Source organism: Chthoniobacter sp., assembly GCF_040003245.1.
Taxonomy (GTDB): Bacteria; Verrucomicrobiota; Verrucomicrobiia; order Chthoniobacterales; family Chthoniobacteraceae; genus Chthoniobacter.
The window spans coordinates 1-19,420 of sequence record NZ_JBDUCX010000016.1; the positions used below are offsets into that span (position 1 = coordinate 1).

The 19,420-nt window shown below is 61.6% G+C and carries 17 protein-coding genes; 7 read left to right on the forward strand and 10 right to left on the reverse strand.

Features of this window, described 5'->3' with window-relative positions; genetic code table 11:
* Positions 1-127 precede the first annotated feature (127 nt).
* The 4 genes from ABJF10_RS03465 to ABJF10_RS03480 all read right to left on the reverse strand — a co-directional run bounded on the left by ABJF10_RS03465 (position 128) and on the right by ABJF10_RS03480 (position 2,449).
* Positions 128-421, reverse strand: coding sequence for a DUF5076 domain-containing protein (locus ABJF10_RS03465; protein WP_348543124.1), 294 nt, complete (start codon positions 419-421; stop codon positions 128-130).
* Positions 422-430: 9 nt separating this feature from the next.
* Positions 431-727, reverse strand: a complete 297-nt coding sequence (locus ABJF10_RS03470) for a type II toxin-antitoxin system RelE/ParE family toxin (protein ID WP_348543125.1) — start codon at positions 725-727, stop codon at positions 431-433.
* Complete coding sequence (locus ABJF10_RS03475) at positions 718-948, reverse strand: addiction module protein (RefSeq protein WP_348543126.1); 231 nt, start codon at positions 946-948, stop codon at positions 718-720. The genes ABJF10_RS03470 and ABJF10_RS03475 overlap by 10 nt, the downstream gene beginning before the upstream one ends.
* Before the next feature lie 877 nt (positions 949-1,825).
* Positions 1,826-2,449, reverse strand: coding sequence for an MBL fold metallo-hydrolase (locus ABJF10_RS03480; protein WP_348543127.1), 624 nt, complete (start codon positions 2,447-2,449; stop codon positions 1,826-1,828).
* 144 nt (positions 2,450-2,593) lie between these two features.
* Here ABJF10_RS03480 and ABJF10_RS03485 point away from each other — a divergent pair, with 144 nt between their 5' ends.
* Positions 2,594-4,777: a carboxy terminal-processing peptidase gene (locus tag ABJF10_RS03485; protein ID WP_348543128.1), complete on the forward strand. Its 2,184-nt coding sequence runs from the start codon at positions 2,594-2,596 to the stop codon at positions 4,775-4,777.
* 80 nt (positions 4,778-4,857) lie between these two features.
* Here the strand turns inward: ABJF10_RS03485 and ABJF10_RS03490 are convergent, their stop codons facing one another.
* Together ABJF10_RS03490 and recO are read right to left on the reverse strand one after the other, a co-directional pair.
* Positions 4,858-5,649, reverse strand: a complete 792-nt coding sequence (locus ABJF10_RS03490; RefSeq protein WP_348543129.1) for a hypothetical protein — start codon at positions 5,647-5,649, stop codon at positions 4,858-4,860.
* A 63-nt stretch (positions 5,650-5,712) separates the two neighbouring features.
* Positions 5,713-6,246: a DNA repair protein RecO gene (gene recO, locus ABJF10_RS03495; RefSeq protein ID WP_348543130.1), complete on the reverse strand. Its 534-nt coding sequence runs from the start codon at positions 6,244-6,246 to the stop codon at positions 5,713-5,715.
* 177 nt (positions 6,247-6,423) lie between these two features.
* Between recO and tkt the strand changes: the two genes are divergently transcribed.
* From tkt to ABJF10_RS03515, 4 genes are all read left to right on the forward strand, one after another.
* A complete protein-coding gene (gene tkt / locus ABJF10_RS03500; protein ID WP_348543131.1) occupies positions 6,424-8,412 on the forward strand; it encodes a transketolase in 1,989 nt (662 codons plus the stop codon).
* A 120-nt stretch (positions 8,413-8,532) separates the two neighbouring features.
* A complete protein-coding gene (locus tag ABJF10_RS03505; RefSeq protein WP_348543132.1) occupies positions 8,533-9,198 on the forward strand; it encodes a phosphoadenosine phosphosulfate reductase family protein in 666 nt (221 codons plus the stop codon).
* A gap of 4 nt (positions 9,199-9,202) precedes the next feature.
* Positions 9,203-10,108 (forward strand): sulfate adenylyltransferase subunit CysD, encoded by a 906-nt coding sequence (gene cysD / locus ABJF10_RS03510; protein WP_348543133.1) that lies wholly within the window; start codon positions 9,203-9,205, stop codon positions 10,106-10,108.
* A gap of 8 nt (positions 10,109-10,116) precedes the next feature.
* A complete protein-coding gene (locus ABJF10_RS03515; RefSeq protein ID WP_348543134.1) occupies positions 10,117-11,430 on the forward strand; it encodes a GTP-binding protein in 1,314 nt (437 codons plus the stop codon).
* Positions 11,431-11,531: 101 nt separating this feature from the next.
* Here the strand turns inward: ABJF10_RS03515 and ABJF10_RS03520 are convergent, their stop codons facing one another.
* Genes ABJF10_RS03520 through ABJF10_RS03530 form a run of 3 tightly spaced genes read right to left on the reverse strand, consistent with a single transcriptional unit; the run spans position 11,532 to position 15,805 of the window.
* Complete coding sequence (locus ABJF10_RS03520; RefSeq protein ID WP_348543135.1) at positions 11,532-12,509, reverse strand: glycosyltransferase; 978 nt, start codon at positions 12,507-12,509, stop codon at positions 11,532-11,534.
* A 46-nt stretch (positions 12,510-12,555) separates the two neighbouring features.
* On the reverse strand, positions 12,556-13,290 hold the full coding sequence (locus ABJF10_RS03525) for a metallophosphoesterase (protein ID WP_348543136.1): 735 nt from the start codon (positions 13,288-13,290) through the stop codon (positions 12,556-12,558).
* The gene (locus tag ABJF10_RS03530; RefSeq protein WP_348543137.1) at positions 13,271-15,805 is read right to left on the reverse strand and encodes a DEAD/DEAH box helicase; all 2,535 of its coding nucleotides are present in this window, start codon (positions 15,803-15,805) and stop codon (positions 13,271-13,273) included. Before ABJF10_RS03530 ends, ABJF10_RS03525 begins: the two co-directional genes overlap by 20 nt.
* A 51-nt stretch (positions 15,806-15,856) precedes the next feature.
* Here ABJF10_RS03530 and ABJF10_RS03535 point away from each other — a divergent pair, with 51 nt between their 5' ends.
* Together ABJF10_RS03535 and ABJF10_RS03540 are read left to right on the forward strand one after the other, a co-directional pair.
* Entirely contained in the window at positions 15,857-17,023 is a 1,167-nt protein-coding gene (locus ABJF10_RS03535; protein WP_348543138.1) for a family 10 glycosylhydrolase, read from the forward strand.
* Between the two features lie 6 nt (positions 17,024-17,029).
* A complete protein-coding gene (locus ABJF10_RS03540) occupies positions 17,030-17,743 on the forward strand; it encodes an arginyltransferase (protein ID WP_348543139.1) in 714 nt (237 codons plus the stop codon).
* Here the strand turns inward: ABJF10_RS03540 and ABJF10_RS03545 are convergent.
* Positions 17,740-19,398: a putative manganese-dependent inorganic diphosphatase gene (locus tag ABJF10_RS03545; protein ID WP_348543140.1), complete on the reverse strand. Its 1,659-nt coding sequence runs from the start codon at positions 19,396-19,398 to the stop codon at positions 17,740-17,742. The genes ABJF10_RS03540 and ABJF10_RS03545 overlap by 4 nt on opposite strands.
* Positions 19,399-19,420 lie beyond the last annotated feature (22 nt).

The window sequence follows — 19,420 nt, forward strand, 5'->3', positions numbered from 1 at the left end:
CACCCGCCTCGCCCTCTGCGACGCCACCGCCCGCGTCCTGAAGCAAGGCCTCGGCGTCCTCGGCATCGAGGTCCCCGAGCGGATGTAGCGGCCTCTTCGGGCGCTCATCTTGCGTGTCTGTGCCCGGTTACTCTCCTGTGACCGGTGAAGTCGGACCAACGAGTTCTTGCAGAAATGAATCCCGAATTTTGGCCATTTCCTGTTCTTCATTCCTTCCGTAGCGTTGCGCGAGCGCTCGCGCAACGTGGCGGGTGAAATCGGAAATGACGATACCCCAGGCTTTCGCCTCGTCATGACCTTGGGCCTGGAATGCCCCTAGGTTGATGGCAACATCAAGCTTCCCGTTTGCCGCCCAAAGCCGCAGTAACTCGGTTGCGTTTGAATCGCTGATTGCTGCAGGGGGTGGTTCGAGCGATTTCATAGTTCAAGTTCAGTCTGAGATGCGGTTGCGCCAGTAATCCGGATGACGGCTGTGGTGCTTGAAGGCGAGAATGCGAAGCTGGTCGGAAAGTGACCGGTAGTAGATGGCGTAAGGAAAGCGAGGCATGAGGTAATGCCTGACGTCTTCCTCAACAATGTTCCACCGCTCGGGACTGTTCTCGATGATGCGGACGGCACGGTCGACCGCGTCGAGAAATTGAGCACCGAGAGTCGGAACGCGCCGCTCGTAAAACTGAGCCGCTTCGATGAGTTCCGCTTCAGCTTCAGGATGGTAAATCAGCCGCATCCCAGAGCGCGCCGCGCAGCCTGCATGACCTCCTCGTGAGTGCGACCCTCCACCGCGCCAGAAGAAAGCTCCTGATCTCGCCGGACGGCTTCACGCCCCGCTGCGCGCTCGTCGGTATCGGCCAAACCCGCCTCGATACTCTGCCACAGCGCCTGGGCGAGCGAAACTCGTTCGGAGAGGGGAAGCGCCATCGCTTCGGCCGTGAGTTGCTGCGTGGACATGACAGAAAAATAGCGATTCCAGCGACCCGGGTCAACAAGGCACGAGGCCTCACACCAGCGGCAGGGAGGGGCCGAGACCAGCCGTGTTTAAATGGGAAGGCCTCCGCTTGAAATCCGCCTAAACTTCGCTATGATTCCGGGGTTGGAGGGAATGGGACGTGGGAACGCGACTTGGTAGGGATTGGGGTGTGGCATGCGGGAATGGAAGCTCCTGGAAGTCACAGCAGCAGGCAGCAATCGATCAATGTATTCATCATCCATTATGAGCAGTGTGAGGGGTTCGTCTGGCGGGAGTCGGAACGACGCCTTCGTGCAGTCGTCGGGCGGTCGTAATCCAGAGCAGTCGTGCCTGATCGTGCCTAATCGTGCCTCATTTTTTTTCGCAGGTTCGGAAATGTTGCTGGACCGGCTTCCGGGGAGTGCCAATTCCACGTCTTCTCCGACGGTCGCTCTTCCTCCAGTTACTCTGGAACTCCGGCCAGTTCCGACCAGTTCCGACTCTAGAAGATGGGAGCCGCCCGTTGTCGCCGACCTCGGCTACGACCACATCCGCCCGCGTCGCGGTCTGCGACCCGTCAATTCCAATCCCCATTCATCCGGAGCTACAGAGAGTTCCGGCCGGTTCCGACTCTACGAAGTGGTCGCTCGGGTTGTAGCCGGCCTCAGTGAGGCCGCCTCCGGGGTCACTGACCCCGGCTACAGCTACACGCTCCCGCTTCATGCCCGGTGCTCCGTGAATCCAATCCCCGATTCGCTGGGAATTACGGAGAGTTCCGGCCAGTTCCGACTCTACAAAGTGGACGCTCTGGCTGTAGCCGGCCTCGGTGAGGCCGATTCCGGGTTCACTGAACCCGGCTACAAATGCCGCCCTTCCGCCTCAGGTAAAGCTGCTTCCTTCCCCCACGTAGGGATTCGTCTCTCGCTCGATCCCGATTTTCGTCGCCGGCCCATGCCCCGGCAGCACCGTGATGTCGTCGTCGAGCGCAAAGACCTTCTCCTTGATCCCCTTGAAAAGCAGCGGCCCATCCCCACCCGGCAAATCCCATCTCCCCACCCCGCCCGCAAACAACACGTCCCCACCAAAAAGCACCGCCTCCTTTTTGTCGAGAAAGCACAGGCTGCCCGGACAATGCCCCGGCACGAGCAGCACCTGGAACTCCTGCCCCTCGATCACTACCGAATCGGCCTCATCAATATGAAAGCCCGGCGCAATCGGCTCGATTTCCCACATGTAACCGAAGCTCTTGAAAAAATCCCGTTCCGTCACCATCTGCTCGGTATCCGCGTGGTAGCCGACCCGGCAGCCCTGCTCCTTTTGGATGCGCGCTGCATCCCACACGTGGTCGATGTGCCCATGGGTCAGCAGCAGGGTGGAAATGCGATACCCTTTCTCCTGCAGCCAGTCCGCCGCACCCTGGGGCGCATCGATCAGGATGCCAGAATTGAGCAGATAGAACGAGTTGGTGTCAAAGATTCCGCCGGTGAATGAGTCGAGTTGCATGGGTAAGCACGGTTCTTGCAACCGTGAGTGCGCCCCTCGACGAAGCAGTATTAGCCCCCGCCCTGCAAGTTTATGAAGTCGGGTTTGCGCTTTTATTGATTTCTGTCAGCTTGATCAGCCGTTTCCCTAAGACCAAATCGTTCGATGAAATATCTCTTCGCTTATTGCGCGCCCCTGGCTCTGTCCTTGGCGCTTGGTGCAGCCAGCCTCCGGGCCGATACGCCCGACCCGGGCCAGATCGAGATCTCTGTCGGGCGGTTGCTCGAGCAGGGGCACTACAGCCGCATGAAGCTGGACGAGAAAGTCTCCCAGCGCTTTCTCAAAAATTACCTCGAGGCTCTCGATTACAACCACCTCTACTTCACGCAAAAGGACGTCGATCTTTTCACCGCGAAGTTTGGCAACACGTTGAACAACGATGTGCTGCTCGGCAATCCCGACCCGGCCTTCACCATTTTCAATATCTACAAAAAGCACGTCGAGGATCGCGTCGCCAAGGTCAAGGAACTGCTCACCCAGAAATACGACTTTACCAGCAATCGCTCCGTCGAGGTGAACCGCCAGAAAGCCGCCTGGCCGAAGGATGACACCGAGGCCGACACGCTCTGGCGCGACCGCATCGAAGGCGAGCTCTTGCAGGAGACGCTCAACAAGCACGCCACCGATGTCCCGGTCAAGGTGCTCACCCGCCGCTACGACCAGATGCTGCGCAATCTCCACGAGCAGAACAAGGAAGACATCATCAAGGGCTTCCTCACCACCCTCGCGCTCACCTACGACCCGCACTCCGAGTACATGAGCAAGAGCGAGTTGGATAATTTCCAGATCAACATGCGCCTCTCGCTCGTCGGCATCGGCGCCGTGCTCCATTCCGAGGACGGCTACGCCAAGATCGCCGAGCTCGTGACTGGCGGACCCGCCGCCAAGGATGCCCGCCTCAAGGTCGGCGACCGCGTGACCGGCGTCGCGCAGGGCGACAAGGATTTCGTCGATTCCGTGGACATGAAACTCGACAAGGTCGTCGAGATGATCCGCGGCAAGAAAGACACCATCGTGCGCCTCCAGGTCATCCCGGCCACCGCCACCGACCCATCGGTCCGCAAGATCATCGAGATCAAGCGCGACGAGATCAAACTCAAGGAACAGGAAGCCAAGGCCGAGATCATCGAGCGCACCGGCCCCGATGGAAATCCCATCCGCCTCGGCTGGATCATTCTCCCTTCGTTCTACGCGGACATGGAGCACAGCGGCGCTGCCGGCGCGAAGAGCACCACGAAAGACGTGCTCGCGCTGATCAATCGCCTCAAGCAGGAACACATCCAGGGTCTGGTCGTGGATCTGCGCAAGAATGGCGGCGGCTCGCTCGAGGAAGCCGTCAACCTCACCGGCCTCTTCATCAAGCGCGGCCCCGTGGTGCAGGCCAAGGACAGCAATGGCAACATCCACGTTTCCAAGGATCGCGACCCGTCGATCGCCTGGGACGGACCGCTCGTCGTTTGCTGCAATCGCCTTAGCGCCTCCGCCAGCGAAATCTTCGCCGCCGCCCTGCAGGATTACAATCGCGCCGTCATCGTCGGTGACCAGCGCAGCTTCGGCAAAGGCACCGTGCAGACCATGCTGGAAATCGGCCGCATCATGCCGTTCCTCGGCAGCGGCAACAACGAAGCCGGCGCCCTCAAGCTCACCATCCAGAAGTTCTACCGCATCGCCGGTGGCTCCACGCAGCACAAAGGCGTCGAGTCCGACGTCGTCCTACCCTCGCTGTTCGATCGCCCGGAGATCGGCGAAAGCGCCCTCAAGGGCCCGCTGCCTTACGACACCGTCCCGCCGGTCGACTTCGACAAATGGGATCATCCGCTCTTTAAGAACGACCTGCGCCAGCGCTCCGCCGCCCGCGTGGCCGCCGATCCGGAGTTCCGCTACATCACCGAGGACCTCGACGAAGTGAAAAAGCGCTTGGGCGACAATAAGGTCTCGCTGAATCAAAAGGTTCGCCTGGCCGAAATCGACCAGGACAAGGCCCGCCGCGACAAGCGCACTGCCGCTCGGGAGAAAATCAAGCAGCCCAACGCGAAGACCTACGTCATCACCCTCGACAACGTCGCCAAGCCCGACCTCCAGCTCGTCACCTTCGAGAAGCCCGACAAGAAGACCGCCGACGGCGCCGCACCCGCGACACCCGCCGAGGAAGATGCCGCCGATGATGAAGAGTCCACGAACCGGCTGGAGCGTTTCGACCCGATCAAGATCGAGTCGCTGAACATCCTCAACGACCTCATCGACCTCTCCCGCAACCCGAAGACCGCCACCGCCAGCACCGCGAAGTAAGCGGGATCGACGGTGTAGGGCGCGTGCTCCCACGCGCCGGGAATGGATCATCGCTCCGATCGCGCGACGCCGACCGGCGTCTAAACACCGCCGCCAAACCGCGCCTGCACCTGCAGCGCCGGCGCGACCGACACTTCAATATCGCGGAGCTGCAGCCCAGCCGGCAGGAAAGCGAAGAGTGGGAACACCTTCCCCTCCAGCTTATCCAGTCGCGGCCGCAGGAAGCTCCCCGCCAGATTGGTCACCATCGCGTCGCCATCCAGTCCCAGCGAGGAGAGCTTCGCATTGAATTCGTCATCGATCTCCAGCCGCCCCGTCAGCGCCAGCATCGCACTCATTACGAAGATCTTCGCCGTGACCTCGGCCCGAAAGGAAACGGCCCGCGGCCCGTCTTGCGTGAGCGTCAATTTGGTCTTCTTCACTTCAATGCCTTGCTTCTTCGCCGCCTCCGCCGCCAACGATTGCAACAGACCCTCCAGCGCCTCAATCGAGGCTTCAACCGAGACCTTCCCCGCCGCCGCGCTTTCCAGCACCAGGCTGCCGACTTGAGGATCGCCGGTGATCCGCATCTGCACCGCTTCGCCGCTGAGCCGCGCCTTCACCGGAGCCTTCTCGAAATAGAGCGGTTCGCCCCACATCTCAAACAGTCCCACCGTGACTGTCCGTGCCGCCGCGCCGTCAAAACTCCGCAGCCGATCGTCCCTCGTGAGCTCGGCACCCGTCAGATCGATGCTCAGCTTCGCCAATTGCGGATACGCTCCTTCTGCCGTGATCGTCGGCGAGGTAATGCCTCCGGCACCAAAGCCACGCTCGAGCGCGGCGGAGAGTTCTGCGGCAGTGACGGGAAAGGTTTCACCAGAAATCGGGAGCATCGCGCGAACGTCCCGTGCCCACTCCACAGCGTCAAGCTTTGCCTCTGAAAGTTGGCGGAGCAGCTACCTCAACATTTTCAGCAGCCCCGGCCGCGCCTTCGGCAATCGATGGTACACCCGCCCCATCGCCACCGCCGGGGTGACATTCTCCTGCCCTTGAATCCCCAGCAGCCGCACCAACTCCGTCTCGAAGTGCAACAGCGCCCGCAACGAAGCCGGCTTCTCATTCAAGTGACTGAACGCCCGCTTCAGGAGGTCGTGCAGCTCCGGCACCGGATGATCCGTCTCCGTCACCAACTCGATCAATTCCACGAAGTACGCCGCCAGCGCCACGCGCGAGTAGTCCACCCGCAGCCCTTCGTGTGGATTGCGCAGCACCACCTCGCGCAGGATATGCAGTTCGCTCTTCTGGCTGCGCGCAAACTGGATCTCACAGTCAAAAAACAAGTCGAGCACCCCCGCAAACCGGCTCTTCGGCTGCCGCGCCCCCTTGGCCACCGTCTGGATCTTCCCGTGGGCCTCGGTAAACCACGTCACGATCAAGCTCGTCTCCGTGAGCTTGGTCTTGCGCAGCAAAAGGGCAGGGGTGGTTTCCAAGGAGGGGAAGTGGCAGGTCCGTTATTGGATGTTGGGTGTTGGATGTTTTCCAATCGCCGCGATCACAGAGGAAAACATCCAACATCCAACGCCCAACATCCAACACCCAATAAGCGCATTCTCCCCGTTCTTGACTTCAAATCCCCAGCCCCTACTCTCTCCGCTCTTCAAAAATCTATGACACTCAATATCGCTGCCCTCTCGCAGGCGGCCAACGAGGCCCGGGGCCTCGCTATGGACGCCGTTCACGTTTCTGCCTCCGGCCATCTCGGCCTTCCGCTCGGCTGCGCGGAAATCGGCGCCGTTCTCTGGGGCCACGCCCTCACCTACAACCCGGCGGAACCGAAGTGGCTCAACCGCGATCGTTTCATCCTCAGCGCCGGCCATGGCTCCATGTTTCTCTACGCCTGGCTGCACCTCAGCGGCTACGCCAGCGTCGATCATGAGCAGGTGAAAAAATTCCGCGCCCTCGGCTCGCACACTCCCGGTCACCCGGAGTTCCACGAGACCCTCGGCGTGGAGGCCACGACCGGCCCGCTCGGCCAGGGCGTCGCCAACGGCGTCGGTTATGCCGTCTCCCAGAAGATGGCCGCGGCGAAATACAACACCGGCGCCCACAAAATTTTCGACAACCATATCATCGTCCTCGCCGGCGACGGCTGCATGCAGGAAGGCGTCGCCATGGAGGCCATCGCCTTTGCCGGGCACTTCAAGCTCGATAACCTCATCCTCATTTACGATTCCAACGACGTCACGCTCGACGCCATGGCCAAGGAGACGCAGAGCGAAGACGCCGCCAAGCGTTTCGAGGCGATCGAGTGGGACGTGCAGACGATCGATGGCAACGACATGCAGGCCTTCCTGCACGCCTTTGAAAAGGCCAAGGTCAGCACCGGCAAGCCGCATATCATCATCGCCAAGACCATCATCGGCAAGGGCATCCCCGAGGTCGCCGGCACCGCCAAGGCCCATGGCGAAGGCGGCGCGAAATTCGTGGACTCCGCCCGCAAGGCGCTGGGTCTGCCCGAGAGCGAGCACTTCTTCGTGAGCCAGGAAACCCGCGCGTTCTTTGCCGAACACACCAAAAAGCTCCAGGCCCAATACGGTGAGTGGTCGAAGACCTACCAAGCGTGGATCAAGGCCAACCCTGAGCTGGCCAAAGAACTCGACGTCGCGCTGAAGAACGAAATCCCGGCCGATCTCCTGAACCAGATCCCGCAATTCCCCGCCGACGCCAAGATCGCCACTCGCAAGGCGGGTAGCGACGTCCTCCAGGCCGTGGCCAAGGCCGTCCCTTCCCTCATCGGCGGCAGCGCGGACCTCTACGGCTCAACGCTCAACTACATCAATGACGCGAAGGATTTCAACGCCGGCAATCCCGGCGGACGTAACATCCGTTTCGGCATCCGCGAGCACGGCATGTGCGGCATCTTGAACGGCCTCGCCTACGATGGCATCTTCCGTCCGAGTGGCGCGACCTTCCTCGTTTTTGCCGACTATTGCCGTCCGTCCATCCGCCTCGCCGCCCTCAGCGGCCTCGGCGTGATCTACATCTTCACTCACGACTCCGTCGGTGTCGGTGAAGACGGCCCGACCCATCAGCCGGTCGAAACCGTCAGCGGCCTGCGCGTCATCCCAAATCTCGACGTGATCCGTCCGGCCGATCCGGAAGAAACCGCCGGTGCCTTCGCCGCCGCGCTCCTGCGCACGAATGGCCCCACGCTCCTCGCGCTCTCGCGCCAGGTGTTGCCGAACCTCAACGACATTCCGGTCCAGACTCGCCGTGAAGGCGTGCTCAAGGGCGCCTATGTCGCCGTCAAGGAAACCGGCCCGCTCAAGACGATCCTCCTCAGCGCGGGCAGTGAAGTACAGCACGCCGTCGCCGCCGCCAAGCAACTCGGCGAAGGTGTGCGCGTGGTCAGCGTGCCCAGCTTCCTCCGCTTCGATGCCCAGCCCCAAGCCTACAAGGACGAGGTGCTCCCGCCATCCTGCCGGAAGCGCGTCGCCATCGAAGCCGGTGTCAGCGCGCTCTGGTACAAGTATGTCGGTCTCGACGGCAAAGTCGTCGGCATCGACCGCTTCGGCCTGAGCGCGCCCGGTGGCAAAGTCATGGAAGTGCTCGGCATGACCGCCCAGTCCGTGGTCGACGCCGTGAAGTCCCTGTAATCGGGCGCCCTTGCCGGCTGCGTCCGTTGCCCTTGTGACACACTTTGCCCGGATTTAGGGTGGAAATTCCCTGCATCCCGGTCGACGCTACACGCCCTTTTCCCACCGCCCTTCCCAACCATGACTCCCGACCAAATCGCCCAAGCCAACGCGGAACTCCGCGATAAGGCCCCGCTGGACATCGTCCGCTGGGCCATCGCGCAAGCCGGCGGCCGCGCCCTCGTCTCGACGAACTTTCGTCCTTACGAGGCGGTCGTGCTGCACCTCGCCACGCAAGTGCAGCCCGAGATCCCGGTGCTCTGGATCGATCATGGCTACAACAAGGCGGCGACCTACCAGCACGCCGAGGAGCTCACTCGCCTGCTCAAGCTCGATCTCAAGGCCTTCGTGCCGAAGATGACTGCCGCGCATTACGACGCCACCCGCGGCGGCGCGCCCGAGCCCACGCCGGAGAACGAAGAGCGCATCAAGGAATTCAGCACGGTGATGAAACTCGAGCCCTTCCAACGCGGCATGAAAGAACTCGCGCCCACGGTCTGGATCACCGCGCTGCGCAAGGTCCAGAATCCCAATCGTGCCGGCCTCGACATCGTCAGCCACGACGCGAATTTTGGCGCGCTCAAGGTCAGCCCCGTCTTCTATTGGAACGACAAGGAGATGCACGAGTATCTCACGCAGCACCATCTGCCCAACGAGTGGGATTACTTCGATCCCGCCAAGGCCGACGAAAAGCGCGAATGCGGCCTGCACGCCGCGTGGGGTGGTACGGCCGTGGCCAGCGTTTGATGTGATGACTTCCTCCTACCATCTCGATCACCTCCAGTATCTCGAGACCGAGTCGATCCACATCATGCGTGAGGTGGCGGCGGAGTTTGAGCGGCCCACGCTGCTCTTCTCCGGCGGCAAGGATTCCATCTGCCTCCTGCGCCTCGCGGAAAAAGCGTTTCGCCCGTCGGATATTCCGATGCCCTTCCTCAACGTGGACACCGGGCATCACTTTCCCGAGCTCAATGAATTCCGTGACCGCCGTGCGGCGGAACTCGGCGGGAAGCTCATTATTCGCAAGGTCGAGGACGCCATCGCTTCCGGCATCGCGGTGGTGACGCCCGGCGAGGTCAGCCGCAACCGGCTGCAAATCCCGACGCTGCTCGCGGCGATTGACGAGTTTCAGTTTGACTGCGCCATCGGCGGCGCGCGACGCGACGAGGAAAAGGCCCGCGCCAAGGAGCGCTTCTTCAGCTTCCGTGATTCCTTTGGCCAGTGGGACCCGAAGAACCAGCGCCCGGAGATCTGGAACATCTACAACGCCCGCGTAAATCCCGGGGAAAACATGCGCGTCTTCCCGCTCTCGAATTGGACGGAGATGGACATCTGGGAATACATCAAGCGCGAGCGCCTCGAGGTGCCCACGATCTATTTCTCTCACAAGCGCCAGGCCGTCCGCCGTGGCGGCCAATGGCTCCCGGTTACGGACATTTTGCCGCCGAAAGAAAAAGAGGAAGTGAAGGACGTGGTGGTCCGCGTCCGCACCATCGGTGACATCATCAGCACGGGCCTCGTCGAGAGCCCCGCCAATACCGTGGACGATATCATCGCCGAGATCGCCGCCGCCCGCGTGACCGAACGCGGCTCGCGCGCCGACGACAAGTCGAGCGAGGCCGCGATGGAGGATCGCAAGAAGGCAGGATACTTTTGAACGCGCCGATGTCTGTCCATCCCATTGAGATATTGCGGTTCAACACGTGCGGCTCCGTCGACGACGGCAAGTCCACGCTCATCGGGCGGTTGCTCTACGATTCCAAGAATCTGATGGAAGATCAGATCGAAGCGCTGGAGCGTTCCGCCGACATTACCGGTGGCGGCCAGATCAATCTCGCCAATCTTACCGACGGCCTGCGCGCTGAGCGCGAGCAGGGGATCACGATCGACGTTGCCTACCGCTATTTCGCCACGCCGCGCCGCAAGTTCATCGTCGCCGATACGCCGGGCCACGTGCAGTACACGCGCAATATGGTCACGGGCGCCTCCACCGCGAATTTGTCCGTGGTGCTGGTCGACGCACGCCTGGGGGTGATCGAGCAGACCCGCCGCCACAGCTACATCGCGGCCCTGCTCGGCATCCCGCACGTCGTCTTTGCGGTGAACAAGATGGACCTTGTTGATTGGAAGGAAGAGCGCTTCCTCGAAATCCGCGATGATATCGAGGCCTTTCTACCAAAGCTAGGCGTGCTTAAGGATGTCAAGTTCATCCCCATCAGCGCGCTCAATGGCGACAACGTCGTCGACGCCTCGGTGCATACCCCGTGGTATCAAGGCCCGACTCTCCTCGGCCACCTTGAGACGGTGCATATCGCCAGCGACTGGGACCTCACCACCTTCCGCATGCCGGTGCAGTGGGTGAACCGCCCGAACAACCCCAAGGATCATGCCTTGCACGATTTCCGCGGACTCAGCGGCCAGATCGCGCGCGGCCTGGTCAAGACCGGACAGCAAGTGATGGTCCTGCCCGCCGGCATCAAGACGACCATCAAGAAAATTTGGACCTATGATGGCCTCGTCGCGGAAGCGTTCGCGCCTCAGTCCGTCACGCTTTGCCTCCAGCACGATATCGACGTCAGCCGCGGCGATATGATCGTGGATCTGGACAATCTTCCCGGCATGGACACGGAATTGCGCGCGCACGTTTGCTGGATCAACCAGCGTCCGCTGCAACGCGGGAAAAAATATTTCCTCAAGCACGCCGCGCAGACCGTGCAGGCAGTAATCACCAGCCTCGATAATCGGACGAATATCCAAACCTTCGAGCCCGAGTCGGAGCCGTCGGAGTTGACGATGAACGGCATCGGCGAAATCCATCTACGCACTTCGAAACCGCTCATCTTCGACGGCTACGCCACCAATCGCCTCACCGGCTCCTTCATCCTCATCGAACAAGGCAGCAACCAAACCGTCGGCGCCGGCATGCTCTTCCCGCCCACCGAACCGGTAAAGCCCGAGTACCAAGACTTCGCGATCTGATCGGATAGCGGGAACTTCCCGAAGGGTTCAAAAAAGCCGGTCATCCTGAGCTTGCGAAGGACCTCTGATTTCTGCCTTTCCTCACCAGCTTGGCAAAAGGATCAGTGCCAAAACCGCTCCTGCCAGTCCTGCGCTTTCGTCTTGAGCAGCCCATTCCAACGATGCCAGCGCCGTCGCCCGTCACCGGCGCCGCGCCACTTCTCATAACTAGGCACCACCTTCGTCTCAAAAAACTCCCGCCACCGCTTCGTAATCACCGCCGGATCACTCTCCTTCGCCCGTTCCCGCCCGTTGGCCACCATCGCCCTCCGTAGCTCCGGTTCATCGCGCATCCGACGCAACGCCGCGACAAGGTCCGGCACCGTTCGCGCCTCCAGATAATCCAGCGCTCCCTGCCGCTGCATTTCATACGCCGACTCCTGCCCTAGGATCGCCGGCACTCCCGCATGCCACGCATTGAAAAGCTTCGTCGGCGGCTTGTTTGCATAGCGATGCTTGCCCACAAAATCGCGGATCGCCACCACCACATCGACCTCGCTGAAGTCATGCCACTTCTCCGGCGGCACATGGTTCCAGTTCAGCTTCAGCTCCCGCAATATCCCTGTCCATTCGTCGCTGCGCATCTCGCCCGCAATGCAGGCATCATCTCCGAAAAACGCCGCGTTCTCCCAGCGATCGCCCCGTTTTGGGTCGCGCGGAATCAACCCCGGCTGCGGCCAGTGCGGCATGTAGACCGATGGATACCACCCATTCAGGGCGAGCTGATTGATCACCACGTGCCAGTGGGCAAACGGATGAAACGTCGCATCCGCTCGCAGGCAAACAAACAGCACTCCGGGCGGCGGCACAAAGTTGCGCGGCACCGACTTACGATGTGCCACAAAAATACCTTCCGACGGCAATTGATCCGACAGCTCGCAATTCACCCCCGCATCCCGCAGTCGCTGAAAAGTCTGCACCGTCCACGCATAGACGCCGCCGCGGATGTGGCCGCGAAAGCCCGTCCAATAGACATCCGGCGATTGCGGCATGTCGGCCGGGATCTTTTCCGGCAAATAGAAGCGAATGGGCGGCGACATGGAGCCGCCTAACACGCCCGAATTTCCCGCCGAGCGCAAGCGTGGCTCATCGCTTCCCCAAGGGCATCGACAGAAGCTTCCCGGCCACGATCGCGACCGCCCGCTCGGCTGGACGCAGCCGGGCATATGGAGACATGAATCGATAGCTGCGAATGTCGCCACCAGCCGCCCACCGCGAGAATGCGGGTAGCACGAGGAAATTTGGCCCAGCAACGAAACACGGACATTTCACGTGCGACGACACCCCATCCGAGAGTCCAATCGCCGGATGCTCGTGTCCGAGAATCACGCGACCGCCCAGCGCGGCCTGTTCGCACAAGCGCGATTCGGCGACAGACTCATCACGTTCATCACCGTGTAGCAGTAGATGCGGCCCGACCGTCGCGTTCGCGTCGATTTCCAGGACGATTCCCGCCGTGGCCAGCGTCGCTGCCAACTCACTATCATGATTCCCGCCGATCAACCGCAGCCGCGCCCGCTCGCCCACCGTCAGTGCCAGCCAGCGCAATTCCGTATGCAATGCCGGCACATCCACCGCCCGATGCACGATGTCCCCGAGCAGTACGACCTCCTCCGGGCGATAGCGGTCGATCAGTTTGAGCAGGCGCTCGGTGGAATCCTCGCCGGTGTCCACGGGCAGGAGCTGGCCCTCGGCGCGATGCGCCCAGGCGTAGCCGAGATGCAGGTCCGCCACGGCGAGCGTGCGCCATTTTTCCAGCCACACGGCGCGGCCGGCGTCGAGCCACACGCCCGGTTCGAGTTCAAGACGGCTGCGGTCCATTTTCTATTTCGCTCCACCATTGGTGATAGAGTCGCTCCATCGTCTCGTAGGGATCCTCGACGAGCAACGCCTCCTTGATCCTCGTGGCATACATCGCAAAGGAGAGCGGCGGCACCATCGCCACGCGGCGCAGCCGCACCGGCTTGCTCGCTTGGGCCACGAGGAACTCCCGGGCGCCCTCGGCGTCGATGAAAGTCTGCAACGCGTCCCGCCGCGCCTCGCGCATCAGCACATGCTCCGGTTCGTGCTCGCGCAGGACATTGAAAATGACCTCCGACGACCACTGGAGTTTGCGGACGGATTTCTGCCGGTCGAAGTAATTGCGGTAAACCATGAGGCCCGTCTGGGCGGCGTTGCGAAAGTGATATTTCAACATGTCGGACTGCCGCAAGGCCTCGTCCAGCGCATCGTCAAAGCCTTCCAGACGAAGCAACTTCGGCAGTTCGACTTCCGCAAAGCGCTGACGCCGCGCCACCGTGAGCACAAAGCCGTAGTCGTGAGGCGTGGCAATGGCGTTGCCGCCGCGGGATTCGCTCAACCGGCGCGTGATTACCCGGGCGAGCGCGTCGTTCGAGGCGCGGCCGATCAGCGAGTGAAAGAAATAGTGCAGGGCGTTTTGCTTTTCATCGTCGAGTTCCTCCACGAGCAGGAAATCCGCCGTCGGAATTTCCGACAACTCATGTTGGGCGAGATGCGTCTTCAGGATGATTTCAGCATTGGCGCGTCCGCAGTCGAGGCGCTGTGCCACCCATTTCGCGAGGTCCTTGCGGCCATTGCTGAAGCCGGCCCGCAGTTCGTTCCGGAAGGCGTTGATCTCCTGCGCGACGCGATTGGAAAGCGGCATCTTGTTGGCATTCCAGCGTGGCACCGTGGGCAGCGCGCCCTCGGCGCGCGTGACCCAGGCTTCCATTTGTGTGACTTTCTCCAAGCGCACAGGCCGTCCCGCAATCATGAAAACATCGCCGATGTTCAATTGGCGGATGAACGATTCCTCCACGCTGCCGAGATTCCGATTCTTCAATCTCACCTGAACCTGTCCCACATTTGGAATCACGCCGATATTTTGCAGAAACTCGCGGCGCACCCGGCCCTCGCGAGTGCGGAAACCCTCGGCGTCGAGCTCGATTTTGCCGAAGACCTCGCTGTAGCGCTGGCGCAGCGAGGCGCCACCGCCGGCCAGGTAGTCGAGCACGTCGTTGAACATCTCTGCATCGAGATCGCGAAACGGATAGGCGCCGCGAATCAGCGCCAGGGCCTCGGTCCGTTTCCACCTTTCCGTGCATCCCATGCTCACGACATGCTGGGCGAGCACATCGAGCGGACATTCCGGCATGCGCACGTTGTCCAATTGGCGCGCCCGGGAGAGCAGCACGGTCGCGCAGGATTCGACGAGATCGCTCACATTCGTCGCCATGAGGATGCCACGGCTGATCGAGCGAATGTTGTGTCCGGCACGTCCCGCGCGTTGCAGCGCTTTGCTCACGCCCTTGGGCGTGGACATCATCACCACCAAGTCCACCGACCCGATATCGATTCCCAGTTCCAAGCTGGTCGAGCACACCACCGCGCGCAGTTCGCCGCGCTTGAGTCGGTCTTCCACGTCCCGGCGGACATCGCGTTCCAGCGAAGCGTGATGACATTCGATCACATCCGCCAGGTCAGGAAAGTTCTCCCGCAGCCAGTAGGTCGTTGCCTCCGCGCCGGAGCGAACATTGCAAAACACGAGCGTCGTCTGGTGCTTGCGGATGAGGTCCCCCAGTTCGCGAATCATCCGTTGCCCGGTGTAACCCGCCTCGGGATAGGGATTCTTCCGCAGCGGCGTATGGACGCTTAGCTTCACCTTCTTTGAGCTGGAAACATCGAGCGTAGTGCACTGGCCGTGCGTGCCCACGAGAAACCGCGCCACTTCATCAAGCGGCGCAATGGTGGCCGAGAGCCCGATGCGCTGGAGCTTTCCACAATGGTGCGCCAACCGCTCCAGGCTCAGCGCGAGGTGCGCCCCGCGCTTGTTCTCCGCCAACGCGTGGATTTCATCCACAATCAACCAGCGCACACAGGAAAGATGCACCAGCCACTTTTCCTGGCTGAGCAGCACGCAGAGACTCTCCGGCGTGGTCAGTAAAATGTGCGGCGGCTTGCTGAATTGCCGCGCCCGCTGACTGGCCGTGGTATCGCCGGTGCGCAATTCGACCCGAATGGGCGGCTTCTCGCCGTAAAGCTCGCGCAACGGTTCGCGCAGGTTTTTCTCCAGATCGTAGCTCAGCGCGCGCAAGGGCGAGACGTAGACGCAGTGAATGGTCTCCCGCAATTCACCGCGCGCCTCGAGCTGCACAAGTTCATCGAGCACGCCCAGAAAGGCGGCGAACGTCTTGCCGGTCCCGGTGGGCGAAGCGAGCAGGATGTTCTCTCCCCGAGCGATGCACGGCCACGCCGCCTCCTGGGCCGAGGTCGGCTTGCCGTACCGGTCCGCAAACCACGCAAAGGCGGATGGGGCGGCGGAAGATTCGACAGGCATGAAGGTGGAAAATCGCTGCACGTTCACTAGAGTCAACCGCATCCCCAACGCATGAAGATCCCGCTCCTCTGTCTGCTGACCCTTTTGCTGGCTATTGCGCCTTCGCGTGCCCAGCCGGAATTCCGCGGCGCCTGGGTGGCCACGGTCTTCAACCTCGACTGGCCCTCGAAGCCCGGCCTGTCGGCGGCGGAGCAAAAGGCCCAGTTCCGCGAAATCCTCGATCGCGCCCAACAATTGAAGCTCAACGCCATCCTGCTTCAGGTGCGCTCGGTGTCGGACGCTTTTTACGCATCGAAGCGCGAGCCTTGGTCGGCGTTCTTGAGCGGCAAACAGGGTGTCGATCCCGGCTACGACCCACTCGCCTTCGCCATCGCCGAGGCGCATGCCCGCGGGATTGAACTGCACGCCTGGTTCAATCCCTTCCGGGCGGGAACTTCGGCGAAGGGCACCTACGCCGCGAATCACGTGACCCGCACGCATCCCGATTGGGTGCGGCCGTATGGCGGGCAGTTGTGGATCGATCCGGGCGAACCGGAAGCACGCCGCTATATTCTTGATATCATCCTCGATGTCGTGAAGCGCTACGACATCGATGGCGTGCACATCGACGATTACTTCTACCCTTATCCGGTGAAAGCTGCCGAGTTTCCCGACGATCCGACCTGGCAGCAATATGGGCAGACCAGCGGAATGTCCCGCGCCGATTGGCGGCGGGACAACGTCAATCGTTTCGTTGAGGCGATGTATCGCGGGGTGAAGGCGGCCAAGCCTTCGGTGCGGGTGGGCATCAGCCCGTTTGGGATCTGGCGGCCGAAGGTTCCGGCGACGATCGAGGCGCAGCTCGATGCCTATGGGCAGCTTTACGCCGACGCCCGCCATTGGTTGTCTCAAGGGTGGTGCGATTATCTTGCGCCGCAACTCTACTGGGGCATCCAGCCGGACAAGCAGAGTTTTCCGGTATTGCTCAAGTGGTGGCGTGACCAAAGCCGCGCAGGCCGGCCGATCTGGCCCGGCATCGCCACCGAGCGAATTGGCAAACAATTTGAGGTGCATGAAATTGCCCGGCAGATCGAAATGACGCGTCAGAATTTGCCCGCGAATACGGAGCCCGGAAATATCCAATGGAGCATGAAGGCCTTGATGAAGAACCAAGGTGGCGTGAATGCTGTGCTCCAGAGCGAAGTCTACGGCGAACGCGCCGAACTGCCCCGTCGCTGATTTCCCATGGCCCGAGAACTCTGGCAAGCGGCGCTGGATGAGCCCTGTCCGTATCTGGCGGATTTGGAAGCGACGACCAAATATCGGATTCTCACCGAGGTCACGACGGAGGAGCACGAGGAGATGATTGTCCGTGGTTGGCGACGTTTTGGGATGCAGTACTTCCGTCCGCGGTGCGCCGCTTGCACGGAATGCGTGTCGCTGCGAGTGCCGGTGTCTACCTTCCAGCCGACCAAAAGCCAGCGGCGAGCCTGGCGAAAATCCTCTCACCTCGGCGTAAAAATCGGAGCGCCGCAGGCGAATGACGAACGCGTGGCGCTTTTTCATGCCTGGCATGCGATGCGCGAACATACACGTGGCTGGAAGCCGACGACCATGACCTTGCGAGAATATGCGCTCACCTTCTGCACCCCGAATGCCTGTGCACGGGAGATGTCTTACTTCGACGGCGAGCGGTTGGTGGCGATCGGCCACATCGATGCAACGCCACGAGCGGTGAGTTCGATTTATTTTTTCTATCATCCAGATGTGAGCCGTTGCTCGCTGGGCGTGGCCAGCGTGCTTTTTGAAATCGAATGGGCACGGCGCATGGAGCGACCGCACCTCTACCTTGGCTATCGGGTCAGCGGTTGTCCCTCGACCGCCTACAAGTCCCACTACGGCCCCCACGAATTGCTCCAGGGCCGCCCGGAGATGGATGAAGCGCCGGTGTGGCGCTAACCCTTGCTCGCATTCATCAGCGCGAGGCAGTGCAGGAGATAAGGCAGGAGCTGCTTTTTGCGCGAGACGACACCGGCCAGCTCCCAGATGTGCTGGCTGCGCTGGGGGTAATCGATCTTCTGCAAAAAGGCGTCCGCACCCTGGACGAGCAGCAGCGAGGACTGGTCGTTGATATCAGTGACGAGCAACGCCGCGAAGAGCAGGCCGTCCCGTTTGCGGAAGGTATCCAGCGCCGCGAGCAAGGCCGCGCTCTTTTCATGAAAATGCGCGAAGGAAAGCTCCTCGATCTGCGCCACGCTGAAGCGGTGATCATCCTCCTCGTACGGCTTGCAATCCGCAGTGATGGCTTGCTCGGCCGACATCGTGAGCAGCGGTGAGCCGACGCTGAAGATCTGCTCGGCGAGATCGTCGGGATCGACGCCAGCGATCTTCGAAAGCCGGTTGAGCAAGTCGCAATCCGCCGGCGTTGTCGTAGGCGACGTGAGATTGAGCGTGTCGGAGACGATGCCCGCCATGAGCAGGCCGGCGATGTGCGCCGGCACGCCGACGCCGAGCTGTTGATAGCACATCGTCACGATGCTGCTCGTGGAGCCGACCGGGTTGTTCCAAAAAAGGATCGGCGTGTCGCTGGAGAAGCCGCCCAGCTTGTGGTGATCGAGAATCTCGATGATCGGAACCTTGTCCGCCCCGCGCACGGCCTGGGTGAGTTCGTTGTGGTCGACGAGGATAAGCTGGCGCGGGATGTCCTTGAGGAAGTCCGATTTCGAGAGGATGCCGACGAGTGCGCCCTGGTCGTCGATCACCGGAAAAATGAAGGCGGCGCTTTGAGCGGCGAGCTGGCGCGCGTCCTCGAGCAGCGTATCCGGCTGGAAGCTGCGATAGTCGCTCTCGACCATCCGCTCGACGCGCACGGCGCCGCGGGCCAGCAGGACACTCGTCGCCGTATCGTGCGGAGAACTGATGATCGTCACATCCGCGGCGCGGGCCTTGGCGCGAATCTCCTCGTCGACGCGTAATCCGCCGGTGACCACGATGGCATGCACCTGCGCCTTGATGGCCATCTCCTGGATATGTGGGCGGTCGCCGACGAAGAGCACGACATTGCGGTCGCTGTACTTTTGGAGCCGTGGGAAAAAAGAATCCTGCGCCATCGCACCGACCATCAGGAATTGCTCTTCCGGCGTGGCCGAAAGCGAGCCGGTGACGAGCGCCCCGCCGAAGGTGGTGACGATATCGGCGAGCGAAGCAGTGACGATGCGTGTGCTGCCCGCTTCCTCACGGGGCGGGAAGAGATGGTGGCTCACCATAAACGCGCTGAGCAGGCCGAGGCAGCGATTCTTTTCGTCCACCACAGGCAGGCCGCGCAGGCGCTTCTGGTCGATGAGCTGGAGGGCGTCGTAAACAGGCGAATCCGCCCGCACCGAGATGACCTTTGGTTCCATGACATCACTGACCCGCGGCGAAAGGTCGTTGATGAGCACCGGCGCCTCGACGCCGAATTTTCCGAGGACGAAATCGATGCGTTCGTTGGTGTTGCCGGCCCGAGCGGCGATGACGCCGGACTGGCCGTTCAGGCGCTTGAGCTCGGCATAGGAGATGGCGGCGCAAATGGAATCCATGTCGGGATTCTTGTGGCCAATGACGATAGTCTGCATCGCGGCGGAAGATGAACGTCGA